Origin of the sequence: Winogradskyella sp. HB-48 (assembly GCF_049942685.1) — a bacterium.
Classification (GTDB): domain Bacteria; phylum Bacteroidota; class Bacteroidia; order Flavobacteriales; family Flavobacteriaceae; genus Winogradskyella.
The window spans coordinates 2,143,769-2,156,995 of the sequence record NZ_CP187934.1; the positions used below are offsets into that span (position 1 = coordinate 2,143,769).

Consider the following 13,227-nt stretch of genomic DNA (forward strand, 5'->3'; position numbering starts at 1 on the left):
AAATGCACTTTAATACGTTTTCTGAATCTGTAGTAAAAATAAAACATCTAGAGCTTTTTGGCGAACAATCGCATGCCAAAATGTCTCCACCTTACCGATTGGAATTAGCAGAACGTATGAAAGAGAAAGCTAAAACTGCTAAAACTGCTGGTGTAATGGCATTGTTTTACCCTAACCAAAAAGCGGAAACGCATTTAGTTCTAATTTTAAGAAAGACCTACAAAGGCGTGCATTCTAACCAAGTAGGTTTTCCTGGTGGTAAGTATGAAGAAGTAGATGATAACCTTATGATTACGGCATTGAGAGAAACAGAAGAAGAGGTTGGCGTACCAATGAATAAGGTGAATGTGATTAAGACCATTTCGCCATTGTACATTCCACCAAGTAATTTTATGGTACATCCTTATTTGGGGCTTTTGGATACCACACCAAACTTTATCAAGCAAGATGATGAGGTGGAGGATATTTTAGAAGTTCATATTCAAGATTTTTTGGATGAACGTAATATCATTACTACAAATGTACCTACGTCTTTTAATGTTAGAGTAGACGTGCCTGCCTTTAAATTGAATGGTCATATTGTTTGGGGAGCAACAGCAATGATGCTTGGTGAAATAAAAGACTTGTTAAAACAGGTTTTATAACTTGTCTTATTTGTTATTTTTGCATTAACGTATACAACATTAGGATGCTTTAATCAAATACTTTTTTAATGTCAGTTCGAGTGGTTTTGTTTTCAATATAGATAGGAAACAAAATTGTATCGAGAACTAATTAGTTAAAATTCTTTTTCTCGATACATATTTTGCTCATGTTCAATCGCAAAACACACTCGAAATGACGAATTTTATTAAAGTCTAATTAATAAATAAAATTTTATAATGGGATTATTCAAAAAAAATCCTTTTGGGCATATACTTTGGGTAAAAAAATGGTTAATCAGAATTTTAGGTCTTTTAACACATAGACGTTTTAGAGGCTTTAACGAATTACAGATAGAAGGTTCTGAAATCATAAAGAACTTGCCAGATACCAATGTGCTTTTTATTTCTAATCACCAAACATACTTTGCGGATGTTATTGCTATGTTTCATGTGTTTAATGCCAGTCTTAGCGGACGATTAGACAATATAAAAAACGTTGGTTATTTATGGAATCCTAAGTTGAACATGTACTATGTAGCGGCTAAGGAAACCATGAAATCGGGCTTAATACCAAAGATTTTTGCATATACAGGCTCTATTAGTATTGAACGTACTTGGCGTTCTGAGGGTAAGGATGTTAATCGCCAGGTAAAAATGAGCGATATTACTGCGATAAAAAAAGCACTTGACGATGGTTGGGTGGTTACCTTTCCACAGGGTACTACAACGCCTTTTAAGCCTATTAGAAAAGGGACTGCTCATATTATAAAAACATATAAACCTTTGGTAGTTCCTATCGTTATTGATGGTTTTAGACGTTCTTTTGATAAGAAAGGATTACGTATAAAGAAGAAAAATATCTATCAAACCTTTGAGATAAAACAACCTCTTGAGATTGATTACGAGAATGAAACCATTGCTGAAATTGTTGAAAAGATTGAGTATGCTATTGAGCAACATCCATCATTCCTTAAAGTTATTCCACAAGAAGAGTTAGAAGAAAAAGAGCGCTTAAACAAATTGCGAGATTGGTGAGCTACAACTTGAACTGAAACTATAAGTCAAAAAATTATACTTCAAGCTTTTTTAGTTCATTGTAATTCCTATTAAGGCGTTTTAATAGAATACCATACAGAAGTCTATAAAATAGCCAAATAACTCCTAAGAATATTGCTGTTACTAATAATGTTATTACGACTAAAACAGTCATTTGAGTTGTATCAAAAGCCGCAACTTGGTCATGGAATTCGATATTTTGATTGAATTCGAAGTAGAGAGAAAGCGGTATGGAAATAAAAATCATTATAAGATTATAAAGCACATAGTACTTAATTACTTTTCTTGTTTTTAGAATGCTTTCCATCAACTTTTTAGCATTATCTGTAGAGGATATAGACTTATAGGATTTGTAAAGTAGGTATACAAACAAACCAATTACTGCAAAACCTAAAATTGTTAATCCTGTAAAAAGAGGATTTTCGTAGCTGGTTTCTAAACGAGCTCGCATTTTATCAGAAAAGAAATAGGGAACATAGCTAACAAGCACCCAAAATACCAGCTCTGCAACACTAATGTAAAATAAGGTTTTTACAATAGATGATGATTTTTTATGCAACATTGGATAAATATCAGAATCTGAATAGTTTTTGTACTCGTCTGTCCCTTTGTTCCAATCTTTCTTTAATAATTCTAATTCATCCATAATTTTACGGATTTAATATGGTTTTTAATTTCGTTTTTACACGGTTCATTTTAACGCGTGCATTAACTTCGGTAATACCTAATGTCTCACTAATCTCTTTATAGTCCTTATCTTCTAAATACAAGAAGACCAAGGCTTTTTCAATGTCGTTTAACTGATGTACGGCATTGTAAAGCAACTTTAATTGTTGCTCTTCAGTATCATCGTATTCTTCAGCTTTTATTTTAAATTGAACACTATCAAACTCTTGCGTATTGATTCTTCGTTTAGATTTTCTGTAAAGCGTAATAGCAGTATTTAAACCTACACGATACATCCATGTACTAAATTTAGAATCACCTCGAAACTTAGGATAGGCTTTCCACAGTTGTATTGTTATTTCCTGAAACAAATCGTTATGCGCATCGGCATTGTTGGTATACAATCTGCATACCTTATGTACAATGTTTTGATGCTCTTGCAACTGCTCTACAAAACTATGTTCAAGTTCTTTGTTCAATTACTTTATTTGGTTAGTTAACTATAAGTAGTTACACCTTTGAGTTTGTTACAGTATTTTTTAAAATTCCTAAAACAATTAAAAATTGTGCTAAAGCATACGTTAGCATAATACTGATGTTAGATAGAGCAATTGGTTGGTAAAATTTGTTAACTGCCAAAATACTATCGGATATCATAAAGAAAATTGCACCAATGAAAACCAAGTTGTAACTATTAGTGTTTATGATGCCTTTTCGCATAAAAGCGGTGGTTGCCATACTTAAGATTACAATCATATATACTATTACAGGAATAAGCATATCACCCAAGCTATCTTTTAGTAAATAAAATAAACCTGAAGCATATAACAATAGTAGTATCACAAAACCAATGATAGACTTGTGTTTGTTTCTGTGCTTTAAAAACACCAAAATGTACATTACGTGCGCCAACAAAAAAGCAACCAGCCCAAGAGTAAAAAAGTGAGGTGATTGATTTACGAACATCAATAGAATATCTCCCAAAACCGAAAATCCTAAAGCGAGAATTGTAATCCGTTTGATGGATTTTGATATTCCTCCAGATGTTTTGATAAATAAAAACATCAAACTCATAACTATAGCAGGTTTGGCTATATAATGTGCTATCTGTAATGTTTGTGTACTTCCTGTAATGATCTCAAAAAGTACAATTACAAAAAATAAAATACTGAATTGTTTTTCGGTGTTGGTTAGTTCCATGATTTGAAATTAATTAAAAATATTCAATTCATCATTCAAAAAATACAGTTCGGTAAAATAGAGTTTGTTTATAGGTTATAACGATTGAAGTTTGTCTCATCAATCCGACTTCACTAAAAGTTTCGTCGGAGAAGCAAAAGAACAAATCAAATCAACCAAAAAATGAATAAGTTAATTACACTAATAGTTTTATGTCTCATCAACCTAAGCTATTCTCAAACCACAATTTCTGGAAAAGTGTTAGATAATAAAAATCAACCTATTGAAGGAGCCAATATTTATCTAGATGGAACTTACGATGGAGCAACATCAAATGTAGAAGGACAATTTTCGTTCACTACAGAGGAAACAGGAACGCAAACCTTGGTGATTTCATTTTTATCATATGAAACCAAAACCATCGTGAATGATGTCTCAAAATTCACTAACCTTAGTATTATTCTCAGGGAAGATGTAGAATCCTTAGACGCGGTAGTATTGAGCGCAGGCACGTTTGAAGCTAATGACAACAGCAAGGTTTCGGTTTTAAAACCTCTTGATGTGGTAACTACAGCCAGTGCGCTTGGAGACTTTGTAGGTGCGTTACAAACCCTGCCAGGAACATCTAATGTAGCTGAAGATGGACGTTTGTTTGTACGTGGAGGGAATGCCGATGAAACCCAAATTTTTATTGATGGCATAAGGGTTTTTACACCATATTCGCCTACAACCAATAATATTCCAACACGCGGACGTTATTCGCCATTTTTATTTGACGGCATTACGTTTTCAACAGGTGGCTATTCTTCAGAATTTGGTCAAGCGCTATCAAGTGTATTGTTGTTAAATACAATTGATGAGCCAGTTCAGGAAAAAACAGATATAGGTTTGATGACCGTTGGTGCTGTTTTAGGAAATACCCAAAAATGGGAACGCTCTTCATTGAGCTTTAATGCTACGTATATTAACCTAGCACCTTATTTAGCGGTTTTTAAGGACAGAAATGATTGGCAAACACCTTACCAAGGTGCGCAAGGTGAAATGGTTTATAGATATCGTCTAAATAATGGCATACTAAAATTTTATGCTGCTTTTGATACCGCTAAATTTCAATTGACACAAGAAGATATTAATTTAGAAGAAGGCTTGGATTTTAAATTGAATAATAACAACTTCTATCTAAATACATCATATAAAGGTATTTTAGGAAATAACTGGACTTTGAGTTCAGGATTAAGCTATACCTATGCAAAAAATGAAATAGGAGTCATGGCAAGTGATATTGAAAATTCTGAAAACTCGGCTCATGTAAAACTAAAAGTGAAGAAACGTTTCAACAGCAGATTTAAGTTGAGTTTTGGAGCAGAACAGTTTATCACTGAATTTGATGAAGATTTTAAAGAGGAGTCAATAGATGTTGCTTATGGTTATGAAAACAATATAACCGCAGGTTTTGCAGAAGCGGATTTAATCTTTTCAAAGGATTTAGCTTTAAAAGCTGGATTGCGCGCGGATTACAGTTCAATATTTAACGATTTGGATATTTCGCCAAGAGCGGCTTTAGCTTACAAGACCTCTAAAAATGGACAGATGTCTTTGGCTTATGGTAACTTTTATCAAAACCCTAATAGTTCAATACTAAAGTTTAATCAAGATTTAAGGGCAGAAAAAACGTCTCACTACATATTAAACTATCAATATGTTAATGATGGTAAAATCTTCAGGGCAGAAGCTTATAGAAAAAACTATGATAACTTAGTGAAGTTTGATACTGAATTTACCTCTATTGAAAGTAACTATACATCTAATGGAGATGGTTATGCACAAGGTTTGGATGTGTTTTGGAGGGATAATACCAGCATTAAAAATCTAGATTATTGGGTAAGCTATTCGTATTTAGATACTGAGCGTAATTATGTAAATTTTGAAACTTCTGCACAGCCAGGATATGCAACCAATCACAATCTATCAATAGTAGGTAAATATTGGATAGATAGTTGGAAAAGCCAAGTAGGACTTAGCTATGGCTTTTCTTCAGGAAGACCATATACCAATCCAAATACCAATGAGTTTTTAGGCGAACGCACAAAACCGTTCAATAGCCTCAGTATCAATTGGGCCTATTTATTAGATCAGCAAAAAATATTGTACTTCTCAGTAAATAATGTTTTAGGGTTTAATAATGTAAATGGTTATCAGTATGCAAACACTGCAGACATTAATGGACAATTCAATCGAAGAGCCTTAAGGCCTGCAGCAGATCAGTTCTTTTTTGTAGGCTTCTTTTGGACCATTAGTGAGGATGGAAAAGATAACCAGTTAGATAACCTTTAAAATGTTAAAATAATGGGTTTGGTTCAAACATGACAAATGTCATATGTTTTACGCTTTATGATGGGTAACTTTATAATATAAAATTAAACGTCATGGAACTAAAGAAGAACCCAAGAGCCAATGTAGGTCGAAACAGCAGTTTATATTTTGCTGTTGGCTTAAACGTAATGTTACTCCTTACATACTTAGGATTAGAACATAAGACTTACGAATCAGAGAGTGCTAAGGTTGATATCTTAATGTTGACAGAGCAACTGGAAGAAGAAATTCCTATTACAACAATTAATATTCCTCCACCACCTCCACCACCAAAACAAGTGGTTACTCAAGTTATAACTGTAGTAGAAGATGTTGTAGAAGTAGAGGAAACGTTTATAGAGAGTTCAGAGGTTGGACAAGATGATATTATAGAAGAGCGTGTAGTAAGTGTAGAAGAAGTAGAAGTAGTAGATGTTGAGGAAGATGTGGAAGTACCATTCGCTGTTATAGAAAGAGTACCTCAATTTCCAGGATGTAAAGGTAATAATGCCGAATTAAAGACTTGTTTCCAAGAAAAAATGCAAGAACACTTACAAAAGCATTTTAGATATCCTGATGCAGCAGCAGAACTTAATATACAAGGTAGAGTATTTGTATTCTTCTTAATTGATAAGTACGGTAATGTAGCTAAGATTCAAACACGTGGTCCTGATAAATTGTTAGAAACAGAAGCGGCACGTATTATTGGATTGCTACCAAAAATGGAACCTGGCAAACAACGTAACAAACCAGTAGGTGTTCCTTACAGTATACCGATTAACTTCAAATTGCAAGAACAATAGATTAAATTCATTATATGGTTTAGACAAATTTTTGATTGATTGCAGAACCTCTTCTTCCGAAGGGGTTCTGTTATTTATAGATTTGGATTTTTTAAAGTATACCAATTACAAAGTTCATTGTCGTAATTGAAAGTACCTGAGTGTTCCAAGCCTATTTTTTCGAGAATTATGTTTGAAACCTTATGTTTTACATAAGCAGCAGCACAAATTTCTTTTAATTTCAAATCATTAAAACCATAATTTAAAGCTGCAATTGTAGCTTCAGTGGCATAACCGTGTCCCCAAAATTTTTCCTTAAGTCTATAGCCTAAATCGTAATAATCGAAATCTTTGCGTACTTCACGTTCAAATTTTAGTCCAGACCAACCTATAAATTCACCAGTGTCTTTTTTTATCATTGCCAAACGACCAACTCCATAATCTTTGTACTGCTGTAAAATACTTTTAATATATCCGCGAGATTGTTCTACGGATGTTACAGGATTGTTTCCCAAAAACTCGTGCACTTTAGGGTTAGAGTCTAGTTCAAAGAAGTCTTTATCGTCATTTTCGTTGATAGGTCTAAGGTAGAGACTTTTGGTTTCTATTTTAAGGTTCATTTCCACTTAATATTACAACCCATACTAGGTTTTTGGTCTGGACTAATAGTTTCATTATTTAAAAGTGCATCCATAGCAGCTCTTAAATCTTTGCCATTTACCGGAATATCGTTTCCTGGTCTAGATCCATCTAACTGTCCAGCATACACTAATTTTAAATCATCATCAAACAAGAAAAAGTCTGGCGTACAGGCAGCGTCATAAGCTTTTGCCACCTCTTGTGTTTCATCATATAAATAAGGAAAAGGGTAGTGGTTTTCTTTAGCATGAATTTTCATTTTTTCTGGACCATCTTGCGGATAATTTTCTACATCATTACTAGAAATAGCAATACAATTAATTTCCCTAGATTTATAATCATTAGCTAATTTTACTAACTCTTCATTAACATGAATTACAAAAGGGCAGTGGTTACAGATAAACATTACCAATGTACCTTTGTTACCTTTAAGTTCGGTTAGTGACTTTATTTGATTGTCCTTAGTATCGATTAAATTAAAGTCAGGAGCTATTGTGCCCAAAGGCAACATATTTGAAGGTGTTAGTGCCATTATATTTTTTGTATTTTAGGGTTCGTTTAATGAGTTTTATTTAGCGCTTTAAAGATACTGAAATCTAAGATTCGGCGAAGCCAAACAAGTTCAGCATGACAAAAGATAATATAATAACATTTGAGGACTTTACAAAGGTAGATTTAAGGGTAGGAACCATTATTAAAGTCAATGATTTTCCTAACGCAAAAAAATCAGCCTATCAACTTACAATAGATTTCGGTGACTTAGGTATTAGAAAATCTTCGGCACAGATTACAACGCAATACAAAAAGGAAGATTTAGAAAATCGTCAGATTATTGCTGTGGTCAATTTTCCTAAAAAGCAAATTGCCAATTTTATGAGCGAATGTCTTGTAGTAGGTGCTGTAAAAGAGAAAGACGTGTTCTTATTGCATCCAGAAAGCAAAGTAAAAAATGGATCGCAAGTATCGTGATTTTTGTGTAATTGTTTGGAAATTTCTATTTTTCAATAATCACTACATCTCATCCCTAAAGAAAATAGCATTCATCAGTAATTTATTAGTACCGTACCAAAAGGCTCTAAAATTGGTATTATCCGTAAAAGCTATGATTTTTCCTCTGCCGATTCTTCCTGTTGTAAAAGGAATAGATAATTTTAAGCTGTCTAAGTTTTCTTCAGAAATATAACCGCTCAGTAAAGGGTTTTCCGTGTATTGAATTGGATTTTCGTAACTGTTTTTATTTGGGTTTATAAACAAGGTTGTATTTCTGAACATAGCCAATTTATCATTTTTATATCCAAAATTAATTGGGTGAGATCTGTCCAGTTTTGTTTCAAAAATAGCTCCACCAATAACCTGTGCTCCTCTAAAATCGCTGCGCTCTTCAAAACTTATGTTTTTTGCTTTTAAACTGTTTTTTTTCTTGAAATTTATTTTCAATAATTCTTTTGAATTCAACCATCTTAGCGTGTTTTGGTAAGCAATAAGTGAGCCTCCATCCTGTATCCATTGTTTTAGCTTTTTAGTGTTCCCTTCATCTAATGCTGAATTAGAATTTACCATAATAATGGTATTGTATCGGCTTAAATCTGCTCTACCGAAGTTTTTTGTATCTAGTTTTGTTGGCACAATATCATATCTGGTATCGAGCAAATGCCAAATTTCACCTGCATCATAGGATGTAACACCATCTCCAACCAATAGTGCAATTTTAGGCAGTTCTAAAGCTCTAAAATTTCGACTGCCAAGATCTATGCCTTCGTTCAAACCTGTAGATACAGCATCTATTGTAATATAACTTTCTTGGGCAGCTTCGTTTAAAAATGTATAGATTTCCGAAGAATACATATCTTGATTTTGTACAGGAATCATGATAGTACCATAATCGTAAGATTTACCATTAGCTTTAAAGTTTTTCATGCTTACTTTGGCACGTAAGCCTTTTTTAAGAATACTATGTAATAATTTTGGTGCATAATATTCATTCCAAGGAAATAGGTAAGCATATTCACTTTTTGAAGATAATCCACCTTTGTGATGTGCTAATTCTGTAACTACATCACTGGCATATGCCATATTAGTTTCGGTATAATCTAGATTAAAAGCCAGTGGGAATGTCCAAGCAGAAATGTCATAAAATAAGCTATCTTGAAACGTCGTTCGTTTCTCAAATATAGCATTGATTAAGCGTATGTTCTTTTGATTTTTAGGAACGATGTAACTATGGCCTTTTTTATAGGTTTTGCCATCCAACGAAACATCAGATTTTAGGTGAAGAATCTTTATTTTATGACGTTTTAATATTTCTGCCAAATGATAGGTTTTAGCAGCATCTTTTTCATCACCAAAAATGATGGCTTTGTCTCCTTCTCTTGAAGCTTCCTTTCGTGCATTTTTATAAAAATCATGTTGATATTTTAAGATATCTTCTCTCATACCATTGGCGGCTTCAAGAGTGGACAGAGCAGCAGTAAATTGGTTTCTAATCGTAAATGGGAAGGTGAGGAGTCCGTTGTCACTTTCTTGTACATGACCACGAGAACTGGCTTGTTCAAATAAAATTCCAACTCCACCATTTATGTCAGGAAAAGTAGAGCCTTTACCATAATAAAAATCGTCAAAGTTTTCTTCGGAATAGTATAAAGAGCCAATTTTGTCAAGAGCATTTGCATGGTATTTGGCAATCCCTTTAGTCAACTCTTGATTCATTTTTGGGGTTAATGGATGCGTACGCGAAGGAATACCAGGTTGAAAAAAGAAGCTAGCATTAGTGCCCATTTCATGATGATCGGTTAAAATATTTGGTAACCAATCGTGAAAGGTTTTTATACGAACCCTGGATTCTGGCAACTGTACTGGTAGCCAATCCCTATTCATATCGAACCAGTAGTGATTGGTGCGTCCACCTGGCCAAACTTCATTAAATTCTCTATCGTTTGGATCTGCGTTGAGATTCATACCACGATTGGTGTTTGCCCAATATGCAAAACGTTGTAATCCATCTGGGTTTAAAGATGGGTCAAATAGAATAACTGCATTGTTGAGTAGGTTTTCAATTTCAGAGCCTTCTGCAGCTGCGAGATAATACGCCAAAGCTAATGCAGCATTAGAACCACTTGGCTCATTACCATGTATAGAAAACCCTTGGTAAACAATTATTGGTCTGTTGCTAATGTTTGTATTATCTGTTTCCGTGGCTTCTATATGTTGCTGTTTAATGTTATTTAAATTAGAATGATTAGTTGGTGAAGTAATGGTTAATAAAATTAACGGTCTACCTTCAAAAGTTTGCCCTCTGTCTTCAATTGTGATACGATTCGAAACTTCGGCAAGCTCTCGCATATACTGCACAAGTTTGTCGTGTGTAATGTGCCACTCACCAACTTCGTGTCCAATTATACTTTTTGGTGTTGGAATATTGGTATTATATTCTATATCTTCAGGAAGGTAATAGGATAAGTCTGTTTGGGATTGTGAAAAGAAAAGAGAGAAAAATAAAAGGAAAAATAAAGCTATGCGCTGCATGGTTTATAAAGTTGGTTAAACCCTAAAAATAAAAAACCCTGACTAAAATTTGTCAGGGTTAATTATAATTTAACAGTAGTTAATTCTAAATATCGTCGAAACTTATGTCTGTAAAACTATCGGTTCCGTTTAAGTCTCCTGATATTTTAGCTTCTTGTGTCTCGAAGTCATCTTCTCGTTTAAAATCCTTTTGATGACGCTCGCTAATTACCTCTTCTCCTTTTTCGTTGATAATGTAATCGGTCATTTCGGCTAAAATCTCATTAAACTCAGAAAAATCTTCTTTGTATAAATAAATTTTGTGCTTTTTGTAATGGTAAGAGCCGTCGTCGTTTGTGAATTTTTTACTTTCGGTAATGGTTAGGTAGTAATCATCTGCTTTAGTTGCTCTAACGTCAAAGAAATAAGTTCGTCTTCCTGCGCGTAGTACTTTAGAATAAATTTCTTCTTTATCCGTCATTTCATAATCGCTCATAAATCAATCTTTTTTTAATTTTAACTCAAAAATCTAAAAAAAAAGTAAACTGGCAAATAATTTATTGTATTTCTTTTTCTGAGAGTTGTTTTGTGTAGAGTTCCTTATAATATCCTTGAACACTAATAAGGTCTTCATGATTTCCAGTCTGTATAACTTTACCATCCTCTAGCACAATAATTTGATCTGCATTTTTTGCGGAAGATACGCGGTGACTCACAATAATAGTGGTTTTGTCTTTGGTTAATCTTACTAAATTTTTAAGAATTTTTTCTTCGGTCTCAGTATCTACAGCAGATAGACAATCATCAAACAAAAGGATTTCAGGCTTTTTAATAATAGCTCTCGCAATCGATACACGTTGCTTTTGTCCACCAGACAGCGTTATACCTCGCTCACCTAAAACAGTATCATAACCTTTACTAAAGCCAATAATATTTTTATGAACTTTAGCATCTTTGGCCACCTCAATGACTTCTTCATCAGTTGCATTTTCTTTACCAAATTTTATATTGTTTTTTATGGTGTCCGAAAACAAAAATGCATCTTGAGGCACATAACCGATACTCTCTCTTAGGTTATATAAGTTGAGCTCTGATATTTTTTTATTGTCTACTAAAATGCTCCCATTATCAATATCATAAAGTCTGCCAATAAGGTCCAGGATTGTAGACTTGCCCGAACCTGTTTTGCCTAATATAGCTAATGTTTCGCCAGACCTTAATTTAAAACTAACATCCTTTAAAGCTTCGATATTGGTATCTGGATACACAAAGGAAACGTTCTTAAATTCAATATCTCCTTTGATAGGTGTAGGTTTGGTGACTTTATTCTTGATTTCAGGTTCAGTTTTTAGAAACTCATTAATACGTTCTTGAGACGCCTCTGCTTGTTGTACTAAAGATGTAACCCAACCAACTGTAGCAACAGGCCAGGTGAGCATATTTACATATATGATAAACTCTGCTATGGTACCAATATGTTCAATCTCGCCATTCATATATTGCATTCCGCCAACATATATGACAATGAGGTTGCTGACTCCAATCAATAAAATCATTAAAGGGAAGAATAGTGCCTGTACTTTGGTTAGGTTTATTTGCTTTTGTCTGTTCTCTACAGATAGTCCTTCAAATTCAGAATTAGTTTTTGGTTCTATCCCATAAGACTTTATAACCGAAATCCCACTAAAGGTTTCTTGTGCATAAGTAGATAATGTAGATAAGGATTGTTGTACAATCGTGCTACGTTTATTTATAAGTCTGCTTAATTTGTAGATAGAAACCGATAATATCGGTAACGGCAAAAGTGTATACAATGTTAGTTTAGGAGCTGTATTTACCATATATATAATTGCTACGGTAAATAAAGTTAGTGTGTTGATGGTGTACATTAAAGCTGGTCCAACATATTCACGTACCTTGCTTACATCTTCACTAATGCGGTTCATTAAATCTCCTGTTCGGTTGGATTTATAAAAATTTAAAGATAGAACTTGGTAGTGTTGATATATTTCGTTTTTTAAATCGTATTCAACATATCTTGATACATTTATTATGGTTTGTCGCATCAAAAATGTAAACAAACCAGCTATAATGGCTGCGCCAATAATTAATAAAACATTAGTTATAAGGTCATTCTTAAAAACCTCATAGGTGATTTTACCGTCTAGCTTATCTGAGATTATATTAATGGAATCACCTACAAAACGCGGTGTGAACATGACAAATATCTTAGAAACTATGGTAATTATTACACCAATGATTAGTTGATATCTATATTTATAAAAATATTTATTTAAGTGTTTTAGTGCCTTCATGCTGCATTTGGTCAGTCAAAAGTATTATGATAATCTGATTTTGACGTTAATATTTTGCTAATCCTCTATTTATAATTTATTTTTGCACGCTGT

Annotated in this window: 13 protein-coding genes; 5 read left to right on the forward strand and 8 right to left on the reverse strand. The window is 33.5% G+C overall.

Going from position 1 to position 13,227, the window contains the following annotated elements; genetic code table 11:
- Positions 1-2 precede the first annotated feature (2 nt).
- Both ACPX19_RS09675 and ACPX19_RS09680 read left to right on the forward strand, forming a co-directional pair.
- A complete protein-coding gene (locus ACPX19_RS09675) occupies positions 3-644 on the forward strand; it encodes an NUDIX hydrolase (protein WP_426429800.1) in 642 nt (213 codons plus the stop codon).
- 237 nt (positions 645-881) lie between these two features.
- Positions 882-1,679, forward strand: a complete 798-nt coding sequence (locus tag ACPX19_RS09680; RefSeq protein WP_426429801.1) for a lysophospholipid acyltransferase family protein — start codon at positions 882-884, stop codon at positions 1,677-1,679.
- A gap of 34 nt (positions 1,680-1,713) precedes the next feature.
- On the opposite strand, the gene ACPX19_RS09685 is transcribed toward ACPX19_RS09680, so the two are convergent.
- The 3 genes from ACPX19_RS09685 to ACPX19_RS09695 are packed head-to-tail and all read right to left on the reverse strand — an operon-like array spanning position 1,714 to position 3,566.
- Complete coding sequence (locus tag ACPX19_RS09685) at positions 1,714-2,346, reverse strand: hypothetical protein (RefSeq protein ID WP_426429802.1); 633 nt, start codon at positions 2,344-2,346, stop codon at positions 1,714-1,716.
- Between the two features lie 4 nt (positions 2,347-2,350).
- Complete coding sequence (locus tag ACPX19_RS09690) at positions 2,351-2,845, reverse strand: RNA polymerase sigma factor (protein ID WP_426429803.1); 495 nt, start codon at positions 2,843-2,845, stop codon at positions 2,351-2,353.
- A 31-nt stretch (positions 2,846-2,876) separates the two neighbouring features.
- Complete coding sequence (locus tag ACPX19_RS09695; RefSeq protein WP_426429804.1) at positions 2,877-3,566, reverse strand: lysoplasmalogenase; 690 nt, start codon at positions 3,564-3,566, stop codon at positions 2,877-2,879.
- 162 nt (positions 3,567-3,728) lie between these two features.
- Between ACPX19_RS09695 and ACPX19_RS09700 the strand changes: the two genes are divergently transcribed.
- Both ACPX19_RS09700 and ACPX19_RS09705 read left to right on the forward strand, forming a co-directional pair.
- Positions 3,729-5,879, forward strand: coding sequence for a TonB-dependent receptor (locus tag ACPX19_RS09700; RefSeq protein ID WP_426429805.1), 2,151 nt, complete (start codon positions 3,729-3,731; stop codon positions 5,877-5,879).
- A 92-nt stretch (positions 5,880-5,971) separates the two neighbouring features.
- Entirely contained in the window at positions 5,972-6,700 is a 729-nt protein-coding gene (locus tag ACPX19_RS09705) for an energy transducer TonB (RefSeq protein WP_426429806.1), read from the forward strand.
- 74 nt (positions 6,701-6,774) lie between these two features.
- Here ACPX19_RS09705 and ACPX19_RS09710 read toward each other — a convergent pair whose 3' ends face one another.
- Together ACPX19_RS09710 and ACPX19_RS09715 are read right to left on the reverse strand one after the other, a co-directional pair.
- Positions 6,775-7,299 (reverse strand): GNAT family N-acetyltransferase, encoded by a 525-nt coding sequence (locus ACPX19_RS09710; protein ID WP_426429807.1) that lies wholly within the window; start codon positions 7,297-7,299, stop codon positions 6,775-6,777.
- Positions 7,296-7,850, reverse strand: a complete 555-nt coding sequence (locus tag ACPX19_RS09715) for a thioredoxin family protein (protein WP_426429808.1) — start codon at positions 7,848-7,850, stop codon at positions 7,296-7,298. The genes ACPX19_RS09710 and ACPX19_RS09715 overlap by 4 nt, the downstream gene beginning before the upstream one ends.
- Before the next feature lie 95 nt (positions 7,851-7,945).
- Between ACPX19_RS09715 and ACPX19_RS09720 the strand changes: the two genes are divergently transcribed.
- Positions 7,946-8,287 (forward strand): tRNA-binding protein, encoded by a 342-nt coding sequence (locus ACPX19_RS09720; protein WP_426429809.1) that lies wholly within the window; start codon positions 7,946-7,948, stop codon positions 8,285-8,287.
- Between the two features lie 42 nt (positions 8,288-8,329).
- On the opposite strand, the gene ACPX19_RS09725 is transcribed toward ACPX19_RS09720, so the two are convergent.
- From ACPX19_RS09725 to ACPX19_RS09735, 3 genes are all read right to left on the reverse strand, one after another.
- Positions 8,330-10,840: a M14 family zinc carboxypeptidase gene (locus tag ACPX19_RS09725; RefSeq protein ID WP_426429810.1), complete on the reverse strand. Its 2,511-nt coding sequence runs from the start codon at positions 10,838-10,840 to the stop codon at positions 8,330-8,332.
- An 85-nt stretch (positions 10,841-10,925) separates the two neighbouring features.
- Positions 10,926-11,315: a PUR family DNA/RNA-binding protein gene (locus ACPX19_RS09730; protein WP_426429811.1), complete on the reverse strand. Its 390-nt coding sequence runs from the start codon at positions 11,313-11,315 to the stop codon at positions 10,926-10,928.
- 61 nt (positions 11,316-11,376) lie between these two features.
- Complete coding sequence (locus tag ACPX19_RS09735; RefSeq protein WP_426429812.1) at positions 11,377-13,134, reverse strand: ABC transporter ATP-binding protein; 1,758 nt, start codon at positions 13,132-13,134, stop codon at positions 11,377-11,379.
- Between the last annotated feature and the right edge of the window lie 93 nt (positions 13,135-13,227).